21 protein-coding genes are annotated in these 21,769 nt (G+C 67.8%); 12 read left to right on the forward strand and 9 right to left on the reverse strand.

The genetic code is table 11. The annotated features are described in order from the left end of the window. Nucleotides 1-2: 2 nt before the first annotated feature. The gene (locus ON22_RS35865) at nt 3-1,232 is read right to left on the reverse strand and encodes a DUF1684 domain-containing protein (protein WP_081595736.1); all 1,230 of its coding nucleotides are present in this window, start codon (nt 1,230-1,232) and stop codon (nt 3-5) included. Nucleotides 1,233-1,342: 110 nt separating this feature from the next. On the opposite strand from ON22_RS35865, the gene ON22_RS21260 reads away from it, so the two are divergent. Beyond that, nucleotides 1,343-1,933: a helix-turn-helix domain-containing protein gene (locus tag ON22_RS21260; RefSeq protein WP_033243360.1), complete on the forward strand. Its 591-nt coding sequence runs from the start codon at nt 1,343-1,345 to the stop codon at nt 1,931-1,933. Nucleotides 1,934-2,198: 265 nt separating this feature from the next. On the opposite strand, the gene ON22_RS21265 is transcribed toward ON22_RS21260, so the two are convergent. The 3 genes from ON22_RS21265 to ON22_RS21275 form a co-directional block, all read right to left on the reverse strand. Next, the gene (locus tag ON22_RS21265) at nt 2,199-2,612 is read right to left on the reverse strand and encodes a PIN domain-containing protein (protein ID WP_033243361.1); all 414 of its coding nucleotides are present in this window, start codon (nt 2,610-2,612) and stop codon (nt 2,199-2,201) included. Continuing rightward, entirely contained in the window at nt 2,609-2,827 is a 219-nt protein-coding gene (locus ON22_RS21270) for a type II toxin-antitoxin system VapB family antitoxin (protein ID WP_033243362.1), read from the reverse strand. The genes ON22_RS21265 and ON22_RS21270 overlap by 4 nt, the downstream gene beginning before the upstream one ends. Nucleotides 2,828-3,086: 259 nt before the next feature. Beyond that, nucleotides 3,087-3,614: a MerR family transcriptional regulator gene (locus ON22_RS21275; protein ID WP_231508501.1), complete on the reverse strand. Its 528-nt coding sequence runs from the start codon at nt 3,612-3,614 to the stop codon at nt 3,087-3,089. Here ON22_RS21275 and ON22_RS21280 point away from each other — a divergent pair. Beyond that, a complete protein-coding gene (locus ON22_RS21280) occupies nt 3,507-4,388 on the forward strand; it encodes an SDR family oxidoreductase (RefSeq protein ID WP_033243363.1) in 882 nt (293 codons plus the stop codon). The two genes, ON22_RS21275 and ON22_RS21280, sit on opposite strands and share 108 nt — an antisense overlap. A gap of 171 nt (nt 4,389-4,559) precedes the next feature. Here the strand turns inward: ON22_RS21280 and ychF are convergent, their stop codons facing one another. Beyond that, on the reverse strand, nt 4,560-5,639 hold the full coding sequence (gene ychF, locus ON22_RS21285; protein WP_033243364.1) for a redox-regulated ATPase YchF: 1,080 nt from the start codon (nt 5,637-5,639) through the stop codon (nt 4,560-4,562). A 104-nt stretch (nt 5,640-5,743) separates the two neighbouring features. On the opposite strand from ychF, the gene ON22_RS21290 reads away from it, so the two are divergent. The 6 genes from ON22_RS21290 to ON22_RS21315 all read left to right on the forward strand — a co-directional run bounded on the left by ON22_RS21290 (nt 5,744) and on the right by ON22_RS21315 (nt 10,596). After that, nucleotides 5,744-6,586, forward strand: a complete 843-nt coding sequence (locus ON22_RS21290) for a helix-turn-helix domain-containing protein (RefSeq protein ID WP_033243365.1) — start codon at nt 5,744-5,746, stop codon at nt 6,584-6,586. A 4-nt stretch (nt 6,587-6,590) separates the two neighbouring features. Next, nucleotides 6,591-7,019 (forward strand): VOC family protein, encoded by a 429-nt coding sequence (locus ON22_RS21295; protein WP_033243366.1) that lies wholly within the window; start codon nt 6,591-6,593, stop codon nt 7,017-7,019. A 60-nt stretch (nt 7,020-7,079) separates the two neighbouring features. Continuing rightward, nucleotides 7,080-7,508, forward strand: a complete 429-nt coding sequence (locus ON22_RS21300; RefSeq protein ID WP_033243367.1) for an ester cyclase — start codon at nt 7,080-7,082, stop codon at nt 7,506-7,508. A 52-nt stretch (nt 7,509-7,560) separates the two neighbouring features. Continuing rightward, entirely contained in the window at nt 7,561-8,649 is a 1,089-nt protein-coding gene (locus tag ON22_RS21305; RefSeq protein ID WP_051157903.1) for a DNA polymerase III subunit beta family protein, read from the forward strand. 29 nt (nt 8,650-8,678) lie between these two features. Then, on the forward strand, nt 8,679-9,155 hold the full coding sequence (locus tag ON22_RS21310; RefSeq protein ID WP_033243671.1) for a hypothetical protein: 477 nt from the start codon (nt 8,679-8,681) through the stop codon (nt 9,153-9,155). A gap of 193 nt (nt 9,156-9,348) precedes the next feature. After that, nucleotides 9,349-10,596: a hypothetical protein gene (locus ON22_RS21315; RefSeq protein ID WP_051157904.1), complete on the forward strand. Its 1,248-nt coding sequence runs from the start codon at nt 9,349-9,351 to the stop codon at nt 10,594-10,596. Between the two features lie 35 nt (nt 10,597-10,631). Here the strand turns inward: ON22_RS21315 and ON22_RS21320 are convergent, their stop codons facing one another. Then, nucleotides 10,632-11,000, reverse strand: coding sequence for a DUF1330 domain-containing protein (locus ON22_RS21320; RefSeq protein WP_033243368.1), 369 nt, complete (start codon nt 10,998-11,000; stop codon nt 10,632-10,634). A gap of 96 nt (nt 11,001-11,096) precedes the next feature. After that, nucleotides 11,097-11,618 (reverse strand): pyridoxamine 5'-phosphate oxidase family protein, encoded by a 522-nt coding sequence (locus ON22_RS21325; RefSeq protein WP_033243369.1) that lies wholly within the window; start codon nt 11,616-11,618, stop codon nt 11,097-11,099. Between the two features lie 190 nt (nt 11,619-11,808). On the opposite strand from ON22_RS21325, the gene ON22_RS21330 reads away from it, so the two are divergent. The 4 genes from ON22_RS21330 (at nt 11,809) to ON22_RS21345 (ending at nt 16,801) form a co-directional block, all read left to right on the forward strand. Then, on the forward strand, nt 11,809-14,070 hold the full coding sequence (locus ON22_RS21330) for a carbon starvation CstA family protein (protein WP_033243370.1): 2,262 nt from the start codon (nt 11,809-11,811) through the stop codon (nt 14,068-14,070). Next, the gene (locus tag ON22_RS21335; RefSeq protein WP_306306613.1) at nt 14,067-14,315 is read left to right on the forward strand and encodes a YbdD/YjiX family protein; all 249 of its coding nucleotides are present in this window, start codon (nt 14,067-14,069) and stop codon (nt 14,313-14,315) included. The genes ON22_RS21330 and ON22_RS21335 overlap by 4 nt, the downstream gene beginning before the upstream one ends. Before the next feature lie 321 nt (nt 14,316-14,636). After that, the gene (locus ON22_RS21340; protein ID WP_063820625.1) at nt 14,637-16,268 is read left to right on the forward strand and encodes an Ada metal-binding domain-containing protein; all 1,632 of its coding nucleotides are present in this window, start codon (nt 14,637-14,639) and stop codon (nt 16,266-16,268) included. Beyond that, nucleotides 16,268-16,801, forward strand: coding sequence for a methylated-DNA--[protein]-cysteine S-methyltransferase (locus ON22_RS21345; RefSeq protein WP_051157905.1), 534 nt, complete (start codon nt 16,268-16,270; stop codon nt 16,799-16,801). Before ON22_RS21340 ends, ON22_RS21345 begins: the two co-directional genes overlap by 1 nt. A gap of 319 nt (nt 16,802-17,120) precedes the next feature. Here the strand turns inward: ON22_RS21345 and ON22_RS21350 are convergent, their stop codons facing one another. Together ON22_RS21350 and ON22_RS21355 are read right to left on the reverse strand one after the other, a co-directional pair. Next, complete coding sequence (locus ON22_RS21350) at nt 17,121-20,519, reverse strand: AAA family ATPase (RefSeq protein ID WP_033243372.1); 3,399 nt, start codon at nt 20,517-20,519, stop codon at nt 17,121-17,123. Next, on the reverse strand, nt 20,516-21,712 hold the full coding sequence (locus tag ON22_RS21355; protein WP_033243373.1) for an exonuclease SbcCD subunit D: 1,197 nt from the start codon (nt 21,710-21,712) through the stop codon (nt 20,516-20,518). Before ON22_RS21355 ends, ON22_RS21350 begins: the two co-directional genes overlap by 4 nt. Between the last annotated feature and the right edge of the window lie 57 nt (nt 21,713-21,769).

Consider the following 21,769-nt stretch of genomic DNA (forward strand, 5'->3'; position numbering starts at 1 on the left):
GATCAGCTCGCGCTGCCTTCGTTGGGCGGCGTCATGTTCGCGTACTCCTCGATGCGGTCGATGAGACCGTCCTGGAAACCGAAGTACATCGCCACGGGCAACTCGGTGCCGGCCCCGCCGGGCATGTCGACATGCAGCACGTGCTGCTGGAGCACCTCGTCGGACTTCTGGAACTGGCGGGTGATCTCGTACCGCAACGCGACGACACCCCCGCCGCTCGACATCTGCGCGAGCTGCTCGAGGTTCTCCGCGATCGTCTGCTCGCCCTTGCCGTCGTTGTGCCAGACAGTGGCCGTGTCCGTGCACATCGCTCGCATGCTCGCGAAGTCGAAGTGCTCCAGATGCCGCAGGTACTGGACCGCCTTCTCGCTCAATTCCGGTTCCATGATTTCGTCCTGTCCTCTATCGTCGGGCTCTGTCACCGTGCTCGGGCTCGTTCCGTCGAGAACGAGTGCACGTTCTCCGGCGTCGACGACGACCGGAAGATGGTTCGCTTCAAGCGGGATCGGGCACGGAAACGCCGTGGAGAACACATGGTGGGGCAGGGTCACCTTGTTGAAGTCGACCCGCAGGTTGGTGCCCTCGTCCGGGGGGAGGATCAGCCATCGACCGATCTCGGGTGTGTCGGTGCCGCTGCCGGGATCGGTGAAGACCGCCAGACGCAGGCCCGGGACGGTTTCCAGCACCACCAGGGTGTACTCCTGGCCGCCGAGCTCGACGACCAGGTCTCCCGGGGCGGAGACGGTCTCCTTGCTCCGAGGGCTGGTCAGACGCCCTACTTCGACGGTACGTCCTGGCGCCGGCCGGTACTCGGCGTCGACGACCCAGTTCGGATCGTAGGGATAGCTCGCGATATCGCGCAGCCTCGTGAGAACAGGTGCGGAAGGGTCCCAGACGACCATGCCGTAGGTTCCGCCCCGTCCCTGTACGAAACATACCCGCCCGTCAGCAAGCTCCACCTGGCTTCCGGATTCGACTTCCACCGCACCTGTCACCGGCCGTCCGCCGATCGACGCTCCGTCCGCGGCAGTGACGGTGAGGGTCAAGACCCCCGAGGCACTCACCTCCCACCGACCGGGCAAACCCGGCACCCCCGGTTCGGGATGCGAGACCATGGCCAGCTGGACGGTGCCCGCCTTGCCGCCCGGGCCGGCAACCTCCTCCCAACGGTTCTTCCGCCAGGTCGCGTACTCCACCGGCACACCCGGGTGGCCGGAGTCCTCAGTAGACATAGATCCTCCTGTTCCGGTCGACGCCCGAAACGAGCGCCCTTCAGGTGCCACACTGCAACGGCAGCACAAATCCTTGCAAACACTTTTGCCGCTCTGGCAAACTGGCTGCCATGGACACCGAGAAGGGCGAGGGCCTCGACGCCGTCGGACCCCGGCTGCGCCACCTGCGCCGAGAACGTGAGACCACGCTGGCCGAGATGTCGACCGCTACCGGCATCTCCATCAGCACGCTGTCCCGGCTGGAGTCCGGCTCTCGGCGGCCGACCTTGGAACAGCTACTACCGCTGGCCAGAGCGCACGGCGTCACGCTCGACGAACTGGTCGATGCTCCAGCCACCGGTGACCCACGTGTTCACCTGCGCCCTATCCACGGCAAGGGAGGGCAGACGGTCCTGCCGTTGACCCGGCGCCCCGGCGGTATCCAGGCCTACAAGTTCATCCTCCCCGGAAGCCGCGGCTCGGATCAGCCCGTCCTCCAGACCCACGAGGGGTACGAATGGGCTTACGTCCTCAACGGACAGTTACGGCTCGTGCTCGGTGAACGCGATATGGTCCTCTCGCCCGGTGAAGCCGCCGAGTTAGACACCCGCACACCACACTGGTTCGGCGCCGCAACCACCCGGCCCGTGGAGTACCTCTGCCTCATCGGTCGGCAGGGCGAGCGCGCACATGTCCGCGTCCGCACCACTCCCAGGCAGTGAACGAGCCCTCCGGCCAGGCGACCGCGGCCGGCACGCGCCGATCCGGAGTTCGGCTACCGCTTCTCGGCCGAGGACGCCAACGAACTCTGGCTCACCGACATCACCGAACAATGGCCGCGCCCGTCAGCCCGGCGGCCAACCCCAGCTGACACCTCATCGCGCATCGGTCCCCACCGGACCACTCTGGATCAGACGATCACAAATCTCTGACCTGGACTTCTATACATTAAACCGGAACTCGACCACGTTCCGCCGCCAACCAACGTCACGGCGAAGGCGCGATGTATTCACACTGCAGGTCGGACACCTTCGCGATGTGCTCGAAGTCGTGGTCCGCGGCAAGCACGGTCGCATCGTTCACGATGGCATAGCCGGCGATAAGGATGTCGTGCGAGCCGGCCGCCCGGACAAGCCCCTCGTTCCACAGCGCTGCCTGGAGATCGAGCACCAGCGATTCATCGGGTGCATGCTCGAGCGGGAATCCGAGCGAGATCTGCTCTCGGTAGTTCGTATGTTCTTCGGGTGTCCGGGCGCTGTGGCAGAACTCGAGCACCTGCGGCGGGCAGGTGACGAAAAGGTCGGCCGGTGCTCGCTCGATGCGCCGCAGCCGCGCAGTGATCCCCGGGTCTCCAGTGGCCAGCCTTGCCCACACCGAGTTGTCGACCAGGTAGTCGGTCACGCGGACTGCGACTCGTCCGGAGAGACCACCGGCGCGCCGAGTTCGTTCTCGAGGTCGGTCAGTCCCGCGATGCCGCGGATCATCGCGCCTTTCTGCTTCGAGGCGATGAGCCGGCGCAACGCAAGGTCTAGCACAGCTCGGTTCGATCGCTCGCCCGTAAGCTCCCTGGCACGCTCGATGAGCTGCGGATCCAGGTCGACGCTGGTGACTGTCATAACAACCCCCTCCTCTGGTTATATAGCTGATTATATACCAGACTGAGGATACCGACTACGACCAAAGGAATCGATACAGCGAGCAGCGCGGTCGCCACCGCGCCGCAGGAACCGAGCCGGAGCAGAACGAGCCATCCGGGCACCACGCCCGCCGTCGACCGACCACATCAGGAACGCGTACCGCCAGATGTTGCGGGACGTGACGTTCATGACGGTGGCGCAGGCGCCGTCGGGGCTGTCGATCCCAGCGGGAATGCGCTCAAGCGCCGCGGACGAAGGTCGAGCAGTCCGGACATTCATCGAGGTATCTGTGGCGACACTCGACGGTGTGCTGCAAGAAGGTGATTGCCCGCTGTCTGTGGACGACTTCATTTTCGAGTGCTGCGATCTTCGCCTTCACAACGGCCTGTGCCGCCGACTTCGTCGGTGACATCGCGGCAGCGACCTCGGGCAATGAGAGCCCGACGCGTCGCAGTTTCAGCACGGTATGTGCCTGTTCCAGCGCACTGTCGTCATAGATGCGGTAGCCGTTGCCATCGCGACGCACGGTGAGGGCGCCAACGTCTTCCCAGTGCCGCAGCACGTGAGCCTCAACGCCGAGCTCTGCCGCTACTTCCCCGATCTTCATCACCACACGCATCTTGCCTTCATGTCGACCTGAACCCATAGCGTCACGATCATGCCTGATACCACCAACCCCACGAGTTCCCCGTACCGTCCATCGATCCTGGTCACCGGCGCGACTGGCAACCTCGGCCGAGAGATCGTCGACCGCCTCCCAGTCCACGGCGCGCGCATACGATGCCTTGTGCGCGATCAGGGTGGCCCGCGACCAGGAGTCGAGTGGGTGGTCGGCGACCTCACAGACCCCGGTGCCGTGCGCGAGGCGCTCGTGGGCATCGACGCAGTCTTTCTGATCTGGCCGCTGCTCGATTCGGCCGCTGCCCACGACCTGATCGGAGAACTCACCACGGCGGCGCCGCGTGTCGTCTACCTGTCCTCTACCGCGATAGACGACGAAGCCGCTCGTCAGAGTGATCCCATCGTTCAAGTGCACGCGGACATGGAAGCCCTGCTTCATGAGGCCGGTTTGCGACCCGTAGTGCTGCGAAGCGACACGCTGGCTTCCAACACCCGCGGTTGGGTGAAACAGGTGCGGGCGGGCGATGTCGTCTCGGGCCCAGAGGCGGTGCGCACAGCCGTCGTCGACGAGCGCGATGTCGCTGATGCGGCCGTAGCCGTATTGCTCGCACCTCACGATCAACTGGACCACGGCCCCCATGTGTTGACCGGTCCCGAGGTGCTCAGCCGCGCCGACCAGGTTGCTCACCTCAGTGCAGCGCTCCGGCGCGATCTGCGATTCCAGGTGCTTCCCGCCGGTCTCGCGCGATCACGGATGCTCGCAGACGGTCGCCCCGAGCCACTCGTGGAGGCCCTGATTGCTGCCTCGGTGTGGCGACAGGAGTCCCATCGCGTCACCGATCATGTCGAGCGCCTCGCCGGCCACCCGGCCGGTACCTTCGCGAGGTGGGCAGTCGACCATGCGGCCGAGTTCAACTGACGAGGACCGCGGACCCCACCCGACCAAGACTCACCTGCTCGATGACCTGCATGGGGTCTGGGGCCGTCTACGCACTCGGCGATTGACGGCTTCCCCCGACTCGCGTACACAGAACGCTGGCGCCGCCTCGCGCCTTCGGACAGGTGTCACCAACGGGCAGCCATCATACAGCTAGACGTTGAACCTGAACTCGACGACGTCGCCGTCGGACATGACGTAATCCTTGCCTTCCATCCGGACCTTGCCCGCCGCCTTCGCCGCGGCCATCGACCCGGCCTCGACCAGGTCGTCGAACGCGACAACTTCGGCTTTGATGAAGCCGCGTTCGAAGTCGGTGTGGATGACACCGGCGGCCTTCGGGGCAGTATCGCCCTGGTGGATGGTCCACGCGCGGGCTTCTTTCGGACCGGCGGTGAGGTAGGTCTGCAATCCGAGGGTGTGGAAACCGGCGCGCGCCAGGGCGTGCAGCCCGGGCTCGGTCTGGCCGATGGATTCGAGGAGTTCGGCGGCGGATTCGTCGTCGAGTTCGAGGAGTTCGGATTCGACCTTTGCGTCCAGGAACACCGAATCAGCCGGGGCCACAGAAGCTTTCAGCTCCGCAACCTTGGCCTCATCGCTGAGCACCGACTCGTCGGCGTTGAAGACGTAGAGGAACGGCTTGGTGGTGAGCAGCGACAGTTCCTTCAGCAGTTCCCCGTCGATCTCCTTCGCGGCGTGGAACAGGGTCCGGCCGCCGTTGAGGATTTCCTGCGCCTGCTTCGCGGCGTCCGCGTACGGTTTGCGGTCCTTCTTGACCTTGGCTTCCTTCTCCAGGCGGACGACCGCCTTCTCGAGGGTCTGCAGGTCGGCGAGGATCAGCTCGGTTTCGATGACCTCGATATCGGAGGCCGGGTTCACCTGGCCGTCCACGTGCACCACATCGTCGTCGGCGAAAACGCGGACCACCTGGCAGATGGCGTCGGCTTCGCGGATGTTGGCGAGGAACCTGTTGCCCAGGCCGGCCCCCTCGGAGGCGCCCTTCACGATGCCGGCGATATCGACGAAGGACACCGTGGCGGGCATGATGCGGGCCGAGCCGAAGATTTTCGCGAGTTCGTCCAGGCGGGGGTCGGGCAGCGGAACCACGCCGACGTTGGGCTCGATGGTCGCGAACGGGTAGTTCGCGGCGAGCACGTCGTTGCGGGTCAGCGCGTTGAACAGCGTCGATTTTCCGACGTTGGGCAGGCCGACGATTCCGAGGGTGAGACTCACGAGGACTGGAGTCTACGCGGGACGACGGCCGGGCCGGCGGTCGGCCGTGGGTGGAGACGGAAACCGGGGCGCGACGGGCTCCGCACCGGCGTAGCGTGACAACTATGGAGCCGACCTCTCAGGTGGTGACGGCCCACCCGGCCCCGGCGCTGGCGGCTTTCATCGACGGATACATCGGGTATCGGATGACCGGGTTCGAAGCGGGCCTGCATCGCGGGCTGCCGTCGCGGCATATGACGTTCATCGTCGCCATCGGGCCCGCCATCGACGTGATCACCCAGACCGACGCCCGCCAGTCCCCGGACAACTACCGCTGCGTGCTCGGCGGCCTCCAGGACACGCCGGCGATGATCGCGCACGACGGCAACCAGGAGGGGGTCGCCGTGAAGCTCACCCCGATGGGATGCCGGGCGCTGTTCGGGCTGCCGGCGGCGGAGCTGTGGAGTATGTCGCTCGAATTCGCCGATCTGATCGGTGCGCCCGGGCGGCAACTGTGGGAGGAACTGCAGGAGCATTCCGGCTGGCCACAGCGGTTCGCGGCGTGTGATCGGGTGCTCACCCGGCTGCTGATCCCGGAACGGGCCGTCGGCCCGGAACTGTCCTGGGCGTGGCGGGCGGTGGCGCGGTCGCACGGGACGATGGGCGTCGAACCGCTCGCCGAACGGATCGGGTGGAGCCGGCAGTACCTCACCAAACGGTTCAGCAGCGAGTTCGGGTTGAGCCCCAAGGTGGCCGGGCGGATCGCACGGTTCGAGCGAGCCGAGCAGATGCTGCTGAGCACTCCATCGTTCGTTTCGATCGCGCAGGTCGCCGCCGCCTGCGGGTACTACGACCAACCGCATCTCAACCGCGAGTTCGCGCGTCTGGCCGGTTGCAGCCCCACCCAGTGGCTGGCCGAGGAGATTCCATCCGTCCAAGACCCGGAGCTCGCCGGCGAGCCAGGCTGAGACCATGACAGCAACAGCGAAAACCACCACGACAACCACACCTGCGCCGACCGTCTGGCCGTGCCTGGCATTCCGGGATGCCCGCGGCACCGCTGACTTCCTGGTCAAAGCCTTCGGATTCGAACTGACCGCGATGTATGCGCGCGACGACGATCCATCGGTGATCGAACACGCCGAACTGCGCCGGCCCGAGGGTGGCGGGATCATGTTCGGCACCGTGGACAAAGACGGCGGCCTGCCGGAGCGGCGCACGCCGGGTACCGAGTCCGTGTACGTGGTGTGCAGCGACCCGGACGGCCTCTACGAGCGCGCCACCGCCGCGGGCGCGGAGACGATCAGGGGAATGAAGGACGAGGATTACGGGTCGCGCGGGTTCACCGTCGCCGACCCGGAGGGCAACTATTGGAGCTTCGGAACCTACCGGGGCCAGTGACCGGCCGCGACGTGCCGTTACGACTTCGTCCGGACATTTACCGATGGGGAGATACTGCCGATGGACAACGACGCTATGCGGACCCTGTACCGCAAATGGCTACCCGGACTGTGGAATTCCGATCCCGAGACGATGCCGGTCATCGCCGAGGAGATCTTCGCTGCGGACGCGGTGGGCCACTGGGGTAGTGGCGAGGATCCGGTGGGCCCGAAAGCCATCGCCGCCCGGGTACAACAGACCTACACCGTGTTCGACGACGTCTCGGTCACGCTGCTCACGGGCCCCATCGTGGATGGCGAGTGGATCACGGCCCGATGGGAGTTCGCCGGACGATATACGGGAGGAATTGCCGGTATCCGGGCCGCGGCCGGCACCCGGGTGCGCTACCCCGGTATGGACCTGTTCCGCGTCGCGGACGACCGGCTCGCCGAGTACTGGCCGCACGGCGCCGATCTGTCCCTGATGCAGCAGCTGGATGCGCTGGGATAGTCGCCGCGTCCCGTCTTGACCTTCAGGTTGCTCGAAGCCCGATGATGGGCCGGTGCCCGAATCCGACCTGATCACCATCGGTATGTTCGCCCGCTCCTGCGGTATCACCGCCAGCGCGCTGCGGTTCTACGACGATTCCGGTCTGCTCGCGCCGGCCGGGGTCGACGAGAGCACCGGCTACCGCTATTACGCCCCCGAGCAGGTGGCTCGGGCGGTGACCATCCGCCGGTTACGGGATATCGATATGCCGCTGGACGGTATCGCCCGGGTGCTCGCGGCCGGCGCGCACGATGCGGCCCGGCTGATCGACGACCATATGGCGCGGCTGGTCGAGCGCACCCGGCAGGCGCGGCGGACCGCGGAGATCGTGAAGGCCGCGCTGGGCGAACCCGCCGGATGGCCGGTGGCGACGGTGCGCGGGCCGGTACTCGCGGCCGCTGTCGAGCAGATCCTCGCCGCCACCGGCACCGACCCCGACCTGCCCGTACTGGCCGGCGTGCGACTGGAGGCGACCGCTGAATCGCTGACCCTCACCGCCACCGATCGGTACCGGCTGTCCACCCGCACCGTTGTCCCCGAACAGGCGGGATCCGCCGACTGGGCGGCGACCGTGGACGGCGCCGATCTGCGCGCGGCATTGCAGGAGATCCGCCGGGCTCACCTGGTGGATCTGGAGGCCGGTGAGCACAGCATGCGGTTCCGTTCGGCCGACGGGGTCGTGCGCGCCTGCCGGACCTTGACCGAAGCGTTCCCCGATCACCGCGCACTGCTGGCCGCGCTCCCCACGGCCCGGACCCACGTGATGGTGTCGAAACACGAGCTCATCCGCGCGCTTGAACAGCAGCGGGCGCGCTATCTCCGGCTCACGGTTTCGCCGGGCTCACTGAAACTCTCGGATACCGAGGACGAAGCCGGAATCGAACTACCCGCGGTGGTCACCGGCCCACCCGCCGACCTCGTCTTCGGTTTCACCATCCTGCACCCGGCCGCCGCGACCGCCATCGGACCCGATGTGCGCCTCGATATCGGCGGCCCGCGGGACCCGATGGTCGTCCGGTCCGCAGACAACGGCGACCTCACCACCCTGGCCATGCCGGCCGACCCCACAGTTGTCGACACAGAAGACGGAGCCCTGAATTGACCACCGACCAGCTGTCCCCCGATACCACCATGATCGCCATCACCGAGGCTGTCACGCTCGGCCGAACCGGCGATACCGAAACCGCCCGCACCCGGCTGCTCGATATCTGGTCCGAGCTCGGCGCCGCCGGCGACCCTCTGCACCGCTGCAGCCTCGCCCACTATCTGGCCGACCTCTACGACGATCCCGCCCGGGCACTGGCCTGGGATATCCGGGCACTCGACGCCGCCGACACCCTCAGCGACGACCGCGCCCAGCGGTACCACGCAAGTCTGCAGGTAGCCGGCTTCTACCCGTCGTTACACCTCAACCTTGCCGACAACTACCGGCGGCTGGGGTCGTGGGAGGCGGCCACCGAACAGCTCTCCGCCGCCCGGGCACATCTGAACGCGCTCCCGGACGACGCCTACGGAGAGATGATCCGGACGGCACTGGACGAAGTCGCAGCGGCGACAACGCAGCGATCCACCGAACGCCGCCCGAGCGCTCCCGGGCCGCAATCCTGAACGGATCGGCACCGCCATACGTGGGTCCCTCCGCTCCGGCACGAAGCGATTTCCCCACAGCGCTCTCGGTGGGCAGCGGAAACATGCCGGTCACCGGCCGCAGATCTTCGTCGGCGATATTCGGTCACGCGGTGCCGCGACTGCTGTGCCGAGTTCGGGAGCCCAGCGATCGGCGGCTGTCTAGGGTCGGTGAATGAGTTCCTACCGCACCGTCGTGCGGGCACTGTATATCGGCGTCGCGGCCGTGCTCACCGTCTCGGTCCTCGTCCCGCAGGTACGGCTGTACCGGGAGGAACAGCCGCCCACGGATATTGTGGCGCAACTGCACTTTCTCCGGCCCGAACTGGAATCCGGGCTCGGGCAGCAGATGCAGGAGCTGTTTCCCGAAGGATATTTCTTCTCCCATGTTCTGTACGGACTGGCGTGGACCGATATCGCGCGCCTGGATCCGTCGTACCGGGAAGAGGCCCTGCGGGAGTCCCGATGGGCGCTGGCCCGGCTCGACACATCCGCGGGGCGAGAAGGTTTCGATGCCGGCCTGCTTCCGGCGCACGGGGTTTTCTACACCGGCTGGTCCAGTCGGTTACGCGGAGCGGTGATCGAACTCGCCGGCCCCGGTGCACCGGAGACAGCGCAGTTCGCCGCCGATTGCACGGCACTCGCGGCAGCTTTCGAGGCGGACGGGCCGTTCCTCGAGGCATATCCGGGACAGGCCTGGCCGGTCGACAGTGTGGTTGCCGTCGCGACCCTGCGATTACACGACCGGGTGGCCGAACCTCGGTTCGAACCGGTGATATCCGAATGGCTGGTATCGGCCCGCAGCCGGCTGGACCCGGCGACCGGGTTGCTTCCACATCTGGCGGCCCCCGTGACCGAGGGCGCGCGCGGCTCATCCCAAGCGCTCATCCAGCGGTTCCTGCCGGAAATCGACAAGGACTGGGCGGATGAGCAGTACGGCACGTTTCGCCGCGTTTTCGTCGATACCCCGCTCGGCCTGCCAGGAGTGCGGGAGTACCCACACGGCCGCGACGGTACGGGCGATGTGGATTCCGGGCCACTGATTCTCGGTGTCAGCGCCTCGGCCACCGTGGTTGCTCTCGGCGCGGCCCGCGTACACGGCGATCGCCCGCTGGCCGGGGCACTCACCGGCCTCGGCGAAAGCCTGGGCGTACCGGTCACTCTCGGAGCGTCCAAGCGCTACGCCTTCGGCGTCCTCCCCATCGGCGACGCCTTTCTGGCCTGGTCCTTCGCCGCGCCGACCGCCACCGGCGAGCTACCTTTTCCGCCGGTAACCGCCTGGTGGTGGCGCTCACCCTGGCATGCGCTCGCGCTGGCGGTCATCGCCGTGCTGTGGTTGCCGGTGATCCGCGGCGTCCGGAATTCACGGCGATCCGGTGCCGGGCAGACGGCCCCGCCAACGCGTTCACTGGATCGTCAATAGATCCTTTCCGAACCAACGCACAGGGCACTCCGCGACTATCCGGCGAATCCGGGAATGGTCGCCTGCAATACCGCCTCCGACAACGCGCTGGTCCGCAGAGTCGTCACCCCTTGATAGCCGGGATCGCGGACCATCTGCAGGAACGTCTCCCGGCTCGGGTAACGCACCAGCAGTACCGCATCCCATGCTTGGCCGTCCTCGGCGACCAATGCGGTGGAGCCCTGTCCCGAATAGATCAGCTCGGCGCCGTACTTCTTCAGGAAAGGGGCGGCAGCGCGGGCATATTCCTGGTAGCTCGTCGCGCCGTCCGGCGCGAAACGGAGCAGGTTGAGCATAACCACCGGACCACCCGGGTCCTCACTGATCAGGCGTTGCAGGTCGGCTCTACCGGGATCGACTGCCATGGGCACCTTCTCTCGCGACGGAAACGGCGGTGCCATCCTAGTTCCGGGGCGTCACCTGGTCCTATGTCCCCGAAGGACAGTTCGCCGCGGCCACTGTCAGGACGCAGTGAGCTTGGCGAAATCAGGGGCGTAGACGGTCATCCAGTGCGGGCGCAACCGGTAGAAGACAACCTCGTTGTCCCAGTCGAAACCGTCGTCGCCGTACTGGTCTTTCAGGTAGGCGAGCAGTTCGGGCCATTCGGCGTCGGGCTCGCCGCCCGCCGGGTTCAGGATCTCCGCGGTGCCGTGCGTGAACACGCCCAGGTCCTCACCGTCCATATGCGCGACGCTGGCACCCGGACGCGCGGCGAGATGCCGGGCCTTGGCGGCGTCACGCGCGGTGCCGAAGTACCAGCGGCCGTGCAGGAAGTGCCCGTCCACGCCGCTGATCCGCGGTTCTCCTTTGGCGGTCACGGTGGACAACGCCAGCGTGCGCATACCGGTGAGGACCGCGGTGAGCTGTTCCGCGGTCAAGGTGCGGTCGGCGGCGATGATCGAGCGCAGGTGGTTCGTGGAACCCGCGAGGGACGAGTCGAGCAGGGCCTGCAGTTCGGTCAGTTCTTCCGGAGTTTCGCGCATCGCCCCACCGTAAGCGCGCCCGGGCCCGCAACGGTTGACCGAAATTGCTCACTTCGGCGGCGGTGCGGGAACCCGGCGTCGTCCGCTCGCCGCGCCACAGCGACCGTTCGGCGCAATCGTCCGACCGCCCGGTACCCATCGGTTAACTTCATGTGACAGGCATGTCCGCTCGCTGTACAGGAGTTGCCCGATGGGGACAATCGAATACCTCAAGACCGACCCCGATCGGCCACCGGTCGGTGTGGTCGACCGCTCCCCGATCACCCCCGCGAAGAAGGCGATCTTCGCGGCCATCGCGGTGCTCGGGGCGGTGGCCTGGACAATCCTCGCGATCTCGCGCGGTGAGTCGGTCAATGCCATTTGGATCGTGATCGCCGCGGTCTGTACTTACATCATCGCGTACCGGTTCTACGCCCGGCTGATCGAATACAAGGTGGTCAAACCCCGCGACGACCTCGCGACGCCCGCCGAGATCCTGGACAACGGCAAAGACTTCATGCCGATGGACCGGCGGGTGCTGTTCGGGCACCATTTCGCGGCCATCGCGGGTGCCGGTCCGCTGGTCGGTCCGGTGCTGGCGGCGCAGATGGGGTATCTGCCGGGGACGATCTGGATCATCGTCGGTGTCGTATTCGCCGGCGCTGTCCAGGACTACCTGGTGCTGTGGGTGTCGACGAAGCGGCGCGGCCGCAGTCTCGGCCAGATGGCGCGTGACGAACTCGGGGTGATCGGCGGCGGCGCCGCGATCATCGGCGTACTGGCGATCATGATGATCCTGCTGGCAGTGCTCGCGCTGGTCGTGGTCAATGCGCTCGCGGAGAGCCCCTGGGGTGTTTTCTCCGTCGCGATGACCATCCCCATCGCCCTGTTCATGGGTGTCTACCTGAGGTACCTGCGGCCGGGCGCGGTCGGCGAGGTATCCGCGATCGGCTTCGTACTGCTGATCCTGGCGATCATCGGGGGCGGCTGGGTCAACGAGAACGAGACCTGGGCCGGCTGGTTCACCTTCTCGCCGGTCACGCTCTCCTGGATGCTGATCGCCTACGGCTTCGTGGCCTCGGTGCTACCGGTCTGGCTGTTGCTGGCGCCGCGCGACTACCTGTCCACATTCATGAAGATCGGCACGATCTTCCTGCTCGCGATCGGCATCCTGGTCACGATGCCCGTTCTGAAGGCGCCCGCTGTTTCGGAGTTCGCGACCTCGGGCACCGGGCCGGCGTTCGCAGGCAGCTTGTTCCCGTTCCTGTTCATCACCATCGCCTGCGGTGCACTGTCCGGGTTCCACGCGCTGGTGTCGTCGGGAACGACGCCGAAGCTGGTGGAGAAGGAATCCCATATCAAGATGATCGGCTACGGCGGCATGCTGATGGAGTCGTTCGTGGCGGTGATGGCGCTGATCACGGCCTCGATCATCGACCAGCACCTGTACTTTGCGATGAACGCGCCGGCGGGTGCAACCGGCGGGACAGCCGAAACCGCCGCCGCCTATACAAACGGCCTCGGTCTCTCGGGGCCGCCCACGACCGGCGCCGCGCTGGACCAAGCGGCAGTAGACGTCGGCGAGGAATCGGTGATCTCGCGTACGGGCGGTGCACCCACCCTCGCGATCGGCATCTCCGAGGTATTCTCCGGTTTCCTCGGCGGCGGCGCCATGAAGTCTTTCTGGTACCACTTCGCGATCATGTTCGAGGCGCTGTTCATCCTCACCACGGTCGATGCGGGAACCCGCGTGGCACGGTTCATGCTCTCGGATTCGCTCGGTAATCTGCGCGGCCCGGCCCGCAAGTTCTCCGACCCGTCCTGGCGGATCGGCGCCTGGTTGTGCTCGGCGATCGTGGTGGCCGGCTGGGGTTCGATCCTGCTCATGGGCGTCACCGACCCGCTGGGCGGGATCAACGCCCTGTTCCCGCTGTTCGGGATCGCCAACCAGCTACTGGCGGCGATCGCGCTGGTGGTGGTGGTGACGATCCTGGTGAAGAAGGGCCTGACGAAGTGGGCGTGGATCCCGGGTATCGCACTGGCCTGGGACCTGATCGTCACCATGACCGCCTCCTGGCAGAAGATCTTCTCCGCCGATCCGAAGGTGGGTTACTGGAAGCAGAACAGCATCTGCCGCGCCGCCCGCGACGCCGGCGAACTCTGCCTGACCGCCAAAACCCCCGGCGATGTGGACGCGGTGATCCGCAATACGTTCATCCAAGGGGCGCTGTCGATCATCTTCGCTGTGCTGGTGCTGATCGTGGTGCTCGCCGGGGCCCGGGTGTGCTATCGGGCCTGGAAATCCGGTGGCACGTCCACCACGGAATCGCCGGAGGAGCCGTCGAAGATTTTCGCGCCGAGCGGCTTCCTCCCGACCCCCGCAGAGAAGAAAGTGCAGCAGGAGTGGGACGAGCTGATCGCCAAGGGTGAGGTCGCGGCGCCGGGTTCGGCGCACGCGGAGGTCCGCAGTTGATTCGCCGCGCCGCCCCGGCGGCCCCCGCACGTCACACACCGTGGCGTGCGGGGGCCGCCGCGGTGATCCGGGCGGTGCGGACGGTCGGCTGGTATCTGGACTCCGTCGTCGGCGGACAGGACTACCAGCGATACGTCGCCCATATGCGCCGTGTCCACCCGGACAAGCCGATCGCCGACAAAAGCGCGTACTGGCGTGAACGGTATGCCGACGCGGAACGAAACCCGGGCGCCCGCTGCTGCTGACGGAAACACCGGGTACCACGATCCGGCCGGCACCGGTAGCCGCCCAGCCCCCGGCCAGGGACGCCGAACAAGCCTCATCGGTGCCGTGCTCGAGCAGGCCGATGCCGGAACAACAGCATTGCTCGGATACGGGCACGATCGGTTTCGAGGCCGGCCGGAGCGTGTCGGCCCTGGTATTCGCTCCGCGGCGATACAGCCGGTGACCATTCGCCGCAGCGTTGACACCTGGGGAAACAGCCGGCGCGGCACCTCGGAGACTCACCCGTTGCGATGTCTGTTTTCCGCTAGCCATGGTCGGCGCGAGATGACATCGTAAATCGGGTGAGCATCACGGTCCTGGATTTCGAGCGCTGCTATCGCGCCGTCACCGCGCGCGACTCCCGGTTCGACGGGCAGTTCTACACCGCCGTCCGCACCACCGGGATCTACTGCCGCCCCTCCTGCCCGGCCATCACCCCCAAACCCGCCAACGTGACCTTCCTGCCGACGGCGGCCGCCGCGCAGCAGGCCGGTTACCGGGCGTGCCGGCGTTGCCTGCCCGATGCCGCGCCGGGATCGCCACTGTGGAACACCCGCGCGGATCTCGCGGCCCGGGCCATGCGACTCATCGGCGACGGCGTGGTGGAACGCGGCGGAGTCTCGGCGCTGGCGGCGACGCTGGGCTATTCGCAGCGCCAGCTCACCCGGGTCCTCACCAGCGAACTCGGCGCCGGCCCACTCGCACTGGCCCGGGCCCATCGGGCACATACGGCGCGGCTGCTCATCCAGACCACGGATATGCCGATGTCCGATATCGCCTTCGCCGCGGGTTTCGCGAGTATCCGCCAGTTCAACGACACCGTGCGCGAGGTGTTCGCGGTGAGCCCGAGCACGATGCGTGCGGAGGCCCAGCGGCGGAGTCGCACGGATTCGCAGCGGCAGGGTCGCTCCGGGGCACAGTGTGAAGGCAGCGCCGAATCACAGCGGCGAGGTCAGCGGCACAGCCGCGAGGACGGGCAGTGGTCGAACGACCCGGCGACCCCCACTGCCTGCGGCACCCTCACCCTGCGCCTGCCCTATCGCGAACCACTCGACCGTGACTGGCTCGAATGGTTCCTGTCGGCCCATACGACCCCCGGCCTGGAAATATGGCAGACCGGGCCGACCGGCGAAGGCTCCTACCTGCGCAATCTCCGCACCCCGCACGGTTACGCGGGGATACGGCTCAGCGTGCTGCCGGGCCATGTCCGCGCGGAACTGGCATTGCGCGATATGCGCGATCTCGCACCCACGGTGGCGCGGATCCGGCATCTACTGGATCTGGACGCCGATCCGGTCGCCGTCGACGAAGCACTCCTGCACTCGGGGCAACTCCCCGGGGAAGCCGCGCCGTTCACCCCGGGCATCCGAGTACCCGGCTGCGCGGACCCCGCGGAGTTGTTGTTGCGCACCATGATCGGGCAGCAGATCTCGGTGGCGGCCGCGAACACCCATACCGCCCGCCTGGTCGCCGCGCTCGGCGAACCCACCGACGGCCCGATACCGCGACTCTTCCCCACCCCCGCCACGATCGCCGAGCACGGCGCGGAAGTACTGGCCGGCCCCGCCCAGCGCATCCGGTCGATCACGGCCGCCGCGGCCGCGCTGGCGAGCGGCGAGCTGGTCCTGCACCAAGGCCGGACGGCCGCCGACCTACGCCGCGAGCTGATGGCGCTTCCGGGCGTCGGCCCGTGGACCGCCGACTACGTGACCATGCGGTTGCTCGCCGACCCCGACATCCTGCTCACCACCGATCTCGTGGTCCGCCGCGGCGCAGCCCGGCACAGGATCGACCTGTCCGACACCACGCGCTGGTCCCCCTGGCGCTCCTACCTGTCCATGCAACTGTGGCGATCCGAGCTGCGTGCCCGCACCGCGACCGGCGCCGCTGCCGCGAAAACCGCTGATTCCGAAGCGAAAGTGAGTATCTCGTGATGTCTGCTCCCACCATCTCCCCCGCTCGTACCGGCACCGCCGATTTCGCGACCGTCGACACCCCACTCGGCCCGTTCACCAGTATCGTCGCCACGGACGGGGCGGTACTGGCGGCCGGCTGGACCGCGGCACCGGAGGACCTGCGCGTACTCGTCCACCCCACGCTGCGGCCGGACGATCTGCGCGCCCGCACCGAACTCGGCTCGGTGACCGCGGCAGTTACCGCCTACCACCGCGGCGACGTCACCGCCATCGACGCCGTCCCGGTACGGCAGCGGTCGGGCGAATTCCTCGCACACGCCTGGGATGTGCTGCGCACGGTGCCCGCCGGAAACCCGATCTCCTACACAGCGTTCGCGGCCCGCGCCGGCCGTCCGGCCGCCACCCGCGCCGCCGCCGGCGCCTGTGCCCGCAATGCCGCCGCACTTTTCGTACCGTGCCACCGGATCCTGCGCACCGATGGAACCCTGGGCGGTTTCCGTTGGGGGCTGCCCGCCAAGCGCTGGCTGCTCGACCACGAGTCCGTCGGCTGACGACTCCGGACACCCGGTCGTGAGCAACCCCCAGTGCCGGTTTGCTCACGTTCAACAGCTCGCCGGCGGACGCGCTCGGTGCCTACGCGTTGCTGCAGGCACCCGGCCACAAACACTGTCCTCCGCACGCGCCGATTCACCGGTGGAGCGGCCGGCCTGGATCGTGGACCAGCGGAGGACCGGACCGGTTCGGCGGACGTACCCCCGGACGCAGTCGATCGTGACGCGATGCTGACCGACGTCGTGATCCACTGGCTCAACGGCCCCTCCGCGCTACCACTACAAGGCGCCGGGAACTGGGGGCCGGGATCAGCGCGATTCAGACGACGGTGGTCTGCACCCGGGAACCGTGGGCTCCGCGGATCACGTGCAGGCGGCTGGGGATGCGCTGGCGCATCTCGTCGACATGGCTCACCAGGCCCACCACCCGGCCGCCGTCACGCAGCTCGTCGAGCACGCCCATCACCGCGTCCAGAGTATCGGCGTCCAGGCTGCCGAAACCTTCATCGATGAACAGGGTGTCCAGGATGATCCCGCCCGCCTCGGCGGCGACGGTATCGGCCAAACCCAGTGCCAGCGACAGCGATGCCATGAATGTCTCCCCGCCGGAGAGTGTGCGGGCGGGGCGGACGGCACCGGTGTAGTCGTCGTGGATATCCAGTCCCAGGCCGCCGCGCCGGCCGTGCGTACCGGCGCGGTCGGTATGCACGAATTCGTAACGCCCGCCCGACATCCGGCGCAACCGCACCGACCCCGCCACCGCGACCTCCTCCAACCGGGCCGCGAGCACATAGGACCGCAGCGACATCCGGCGGTTGTTCTCGCCACGGCCGGCAACCACCTCGGCCAGCTCCGCCAATTCCCGGTGCGCCCGCTGGGCCGGGGTGATGAGATCCACGGCCGCCCACAACTGTCCGCACAGTGTTTCCAGCCGGGTCACCCGCTGCACAGCGGCCCCGTGGACAGCCACCGCCTCGTCCAGCGCCTGCCGGGCCTTGTGCACCGCCTCCGCGAGCCCCTCCTGGTCACGGGGCTCGGTAGCAGCCGCCGCCTGGATCTCCGGCTCATCGACCACGGCCTGCGCCGCCGCCCGCAACTCTTCTGCGGCGGAAAGAGCTGTACGGAGGGCTTCCTGCCGTTCCCGGGTTCGGGTCGCGGCGGCGACCAGGGGCGCGTACCAGCGCAATGCGGCCAGTAGTGTCGCGGGAGCAGCGGCCGCGATACCTGAACGGTCCACATTCTCGATCGCGTTCGTACCCGAATCGAACCCTGCGGCGGCCGCGAGCTTGTGAAGGCGTACCACGCCACCTGCAACACTTTCCCACGCTGCCCGCGCGGCCGCCAGGGCTTCGCGCCGGTCCCCGGCGGCGGCGATCAGCGCGTACAGGCGTTCGCGACGGCGGCCGATCGTCGCGTCGCGGCCGGCCGCGGTGCGCAGCTTGCGCTCGGTGTCGGCGAGCCGGTTCTGTCCGGCCCTGATCTGCTCGGCCACCGCACCGAGCTGTGTTTCGGTCTCGCGGAGGGCGTCGTGCAGCCGGTTCTCCTCCGCACGCAGACGCGTGATCTCGGCGGCGCATTCATCGGCCGTGGCGGCCAGTTCTTCCGCGTCACCGCAGCGGTCGGTCGCCCGGTCCAGGGCGGCGGCGAGTTCCACGCGATCGGTATCCCCGCCGCGGGCGATGAATGCTTCGATTTCGCGTTCCACCTCGGCCATCGCGCTCTGGGCACGCTCCGAGGTGAGGTGAGCGGCGTGTTCGGCTGCAACGGCTGCCGCTTCGTCTTCTTCGGAGATCGAGAGGGCTCCGGGACGCGCGGGCTGTGGATGGTCGGCCGATCCGCAGACGGCACAGGCCTGCCCGTCGACGAGGTGCCCGGCCAGTTCCGCCGCCATCCCGGCCAGACGCTGCGCACGCAGGTCCAGCACCCGTTCGCGGGCTTCGAGATGGCCGGCCCGCGCCGTGTCCGAATCGACACGCGCCCGATCGAGCCTGGTTCGCGCCCCGGCGAGTTCGACCGCGGCAGTGGCCGCCTGCTGCAACCGCTGGTGTTCGGACCGCAGCCCGGGCAGTGCCGCCTTCGCGTCGTCGGCCTCTCGCGCCCGGGTCTGGGCGGTCGCGAGGGTCTCCGGTAGCTGTGCCCGGCGGGCGGTGAGTTCGGCCGCCCGTTCGCGCAGCCGCGCATCGGATTCGTGCAGTGCGCCGAGTTCGCTCCGCAGCTTCTCGGCATCCCCGGCGGCAGACCGGATCTCTTCGAGTTTGCCCAGGTGCGCGCTCCACCCGCGGATCGCGGTATCCAGCGTGAGATCCTCGTCCGGGGTCGCCGCAGCGGGCCGCGTACCAGCGCCGGTCGCGGTGCTCGCTCCGGAATCGACGCCCGCGCCCGGCCCAGTCGCCTTGTCGGCTTCGGCTTCGGCTTCGGCTTCGGCTTCGGCTTCGGCTTCGGCTTCGGCTTCGGCTTCGGCTTCGGGCGGTGCCGATACACCCGGTGCCGGCTCCGGATCCAGGGCGAAAAGAGCGAAGTCGTTGCCGTCTTCGTCGCTACTCGGCTCCATCCCGGCGGCGAGTTCATCGGCCGCGGATGTTCCCGGAGCGGTCCCACTCTGCCTGTTCCCGGCGGACCGATCGATATGCGCCCCCGGACGCACCAGATGAATACCCGGAACATCCAGGCTTTCGGGCTCCTCGGCAAGTCGCCTCAATCGCCGAGCCGCCTCTTCGGCTTCCGCATCGCGATCGCGCGCGGATTCCGCCACCGCCTCGGCCTCGGCCAGCGCGGCGGCGACCGGCTCGGTGCGCCCGGCGCGTTCCAGTTCGGCGCGGTCGGCTTCGCGCTGCCGGGCGCCGGCCGCGTAGTCGTCGAGTTGCTGCCGGGCGAGCGTGAGCCGGCGCCGGCGTTCGGCCGCACGCCGTTCGTTTTCCGCCTGTTCGTCGGCGTCCGCCGATTCCTCCCGGCGCAGCGCCAGTTCGCGTTGTGCCCTTTCCAGGTCGCCGCGGGCGGTGGTCAGCAGATCCTGTGACCATTCGACCGCGTCGAGGATGTCGATCCGTTCGGTGCGGTCGATACCGGCGGTGACCGCGACCCGGGTGATCAGGTCCTCGACATTGCGCTGTTGGGCCCCGATCTGTTCACCGGAGTTCTTGCGCTGCGCGGCGAGCCACTGTTCGGCCGTGCCGAAGCGGCCGGTGTCGAACAACTTCTCCAGCAGTCGTTCCCGGTCCTCGTTCTCGGCGCGCAGGAAGCGGGCGAAATCTCCCTGCGGCAGCAGCACGACCTGGAAGAACTGATCGGCGCTCATACCGAGCAGGCGGATGATCTCGTCGCCGATCTCGTTGATCCGCGACAGATTCGTACCGCGGCCGTCCAGCCAGGCAAGAGTGGCCTTGGCGTTCTCCACCCGGGTTCCGCTGCCGCGCAGTTTGGGCCGTTCGAATTCCGGGCTGCGGATGATCCGGACCCGGCGGCCCCCCAGGGTCGCCTCGAGCTTCACCTCCGGCCGGGTTTGTGCGGGCGCATGATCGGAATGCAGGCGTTTGTCTCCGCGGGCGCCCGGGACCCGGCCGTAGAGCGCGTAGGCGATGGCGTCGAGGATCGTGGTCTTTCCCGCTCCGGTACGGCCGTGTAGCAGGAACAGCCCGTCCGCACCGAGTTCGTCGAAATCGATCGTCGTGGTTTCGGCGAACGGACCGAACGCCGTTATCTCCAGCCGGTGCAATCTCATGCCGTGAGTTCCGTTCCGGCAGCCGCCGGTTCCATGGTGGCGCTACCGCCGGATTCGGGTTCACGTACCGCGGCGGCCATTGCCCGGGCCAGCCACTGCATCTCGGTTTCGCTGGGTTCGCCGCGGACATCGCCGAGGAAGGTGCGGGCGATATCCGTATCGTCGCGGCCGCGCACCCGCTCCCGGTATTTCAGTGCTGTGCTCGCCTGTGGGCGCTCCCATTCCACGTGTACCGCGTGCGGAAACCGCTCCCGTAGTTTGCGCATGGCGTCCACCGGCCGGGCGTAATCGGTGAGGGTGACCGAGACGTAGTGCTGTTCGGCCGGTTCCCAGGCGGGATCGCCGAGCAGTTCCTCCAGGGTTCCGGTGAGTCTGCTCAGACCGCGCACCTGCGGCAGCTCGCGTTCCCGTACCCGGGCCGGGCCCGCGGCGTCGAGATCGACCAGCCACACCTTCTTGCGATGTGAGCTCTCGCCGAACGAGTACGGCAGCGGCGAACCCGAGTAGCGCACCGTTTCGGCCAGTGTCTGCGGGGAATGCAGGTGTCCCAGGGCCACATAGTCGGCCGCGAGTTCGGCGAACAGCTGTAGCGGTACCGTCTCCACCCCGCCCACGGAGATGGAACGTTCCGAACCACCGGCCGTCGCACCGGTCACGAAGGCGTGTGCCAGCAGTACCGCCCGAACTCCCGGGCGCTCCGCGATATCGGCGCGGATACGGGTCAGCACCGCGGCAAGCACCTCGGCATGGGAGCGGGCCTGCGGCACCCCGAGTTCGGCCCGGCATATCTCCGGCTCCAGGTAGGGGATCCCGTAGAACGCGACTTCCCCGTGCGAATCGGACAGCAGGACAGGCCGGTGCGAATCGGCCACGGTGGTGCGCAGATACAACCCACCGGCGGCGGCGAAACTGGCCCCGGCGCCGAGCCTGGTGGGGGAATCGTGGTTTCCCGAGGTGGCCACGATCCGCGCCCCGGCAGCACGAATCGCCTCGAAACCCCTGTTGCACACCGCGATAGCGTCGGCACTGGGGATCGACCGGTCGTAGACGTCGCCCGGCAGCACAACGGTGTCCACCCCCTCCACGGCGACGAGTCCCGCTATCGCCTCCAGGACCCGCTCCTGGTCGGCCAGCAGGTCCACGCCGTGGAAGGTGCGCCCGATATGCCAGTCCGACGTATGCAGGATTCGCATGACCGCGAACTTAGGGCAACCCACCGACACCTTTCAATGCGAATCCGATTCCCGGCG

Source organism: Nocardia carnea NBRC 14403, assembly GCF_000308515.1.
Taxonomy (GTDB): domain Bacteria; phylum Actinomycetota; class Actinomycetes; order Mycobacteriales; family Mycobacteriaceae; genus Nocardia; species Nocardia carnea.

Excerpts from the sequence above, each read along its gene's own strand:
- ON22_RS35865 (WP_081595736.1), bottom strand. The coding sequence starts at position 1,232 with ATGTCTACTGAGGACTCCGGCCACCCGGGTGTGCCGGTGGAGTACGCG.
- ON22_RS21260 (WP_033243360.1), top strand. The coding sequence starts at position 1,343 with ATGGACACCGAGAAGGGCGAGGGCCTCGACGCCGTCGGACCCCGGCTG.
- ON22_RS21270 (WP_033243362.1), bottom strand. The coding sequence starts at position 2,827 with ATGACAGTCACCAGCGTCGACCTGGATCCGCAGCTCATCGAGCGTGCC.
- ON22_RS21280 (WP_033243363.1), top strand. The coding sequence starts at position 3,507 with ATGCCTGATACCACCAACCCCACGAGTTCCCCGTACCGTCCATCGATC.
- ON22_RS21290 (WP_033243365.1), top strand. The coding sequence starts at position 5,744 with ATGGAGCCGACCTCTCAGGTGGTGACGGCCCACCCGGCCCCGGCGCTG.
- ON22_RS21295 (WP_033243366.1), top strand. The coding sequence starts at position 6,591 with ATGACAGCAACAGCGAAAACCACCACGACAACCACACCTGCGCCGACC.
- ON22_RS21300 (WP_033243367.1), top strand. The coding sequence starts at position 7,080 with ATGGACAACGACGCTATGCGGACCCTGTACCGCAAATGGCTACCCGGA.
- ON22_RS21310 (WP_033243671.1), top strand. The coding sequence starts at position 8,679 with ATGATCGCCATCACCGAGGCTGTCACGCTCGGCCGAACCGGCGATACC.
- ON22_RS21315 (WP_051157904.1), top strand. The coding sequence starts at position 9,349 with ATGAGTTCCTACCGCACCGTCGTGCGGGCACTGTATATCGGCGTCGCG.
- ON22_RS21320 (WP_033243368.1), bottom strand. The coding sequence starts at position 11,000 with ATGGCAGTCGATCCCGGTAGAGCCGACCTGCAACGCCTGATCAGTGAG.
- ON22_RS21325 (WP_033243369.1), bottom strand. The coding sequence starts at position 11,618 with ATGCGCGAAACTCCGGAAGAACTGACCGAACTGCAGGCCCTGCTCGAC.
- ON22_RS21330 (WP_033243370.1), top strand. The coding sequence starts at position 11,809 with ATGGGGACAATCGAATACCTCAAGACCGACCCCGATCGGCCACCGGTC.
- ON22_RS21345 (WP_051157905.1), top strand. The coding sequence starts at position 16,268 with ATGTCTGCTCCCACCATCTCCCCCGCTCGTACCGGCACCGCCGATTTC.
- ON22_RS21350 (WP_033243372.1), bottom strand. The coding sequence starts at position 20,519 with ATGAGATTGCACCGGCTGGAGATAACGGCGTTCGGTCCGTTCGCCGAA.
- ON22_RS21355 (WP_033243373.1), bottom strand. The coding sequence starts at position 21,712 with ATGCGAATCCTGCATACGTCGGACTGGCATATCGGGCGCACCTTCCAC.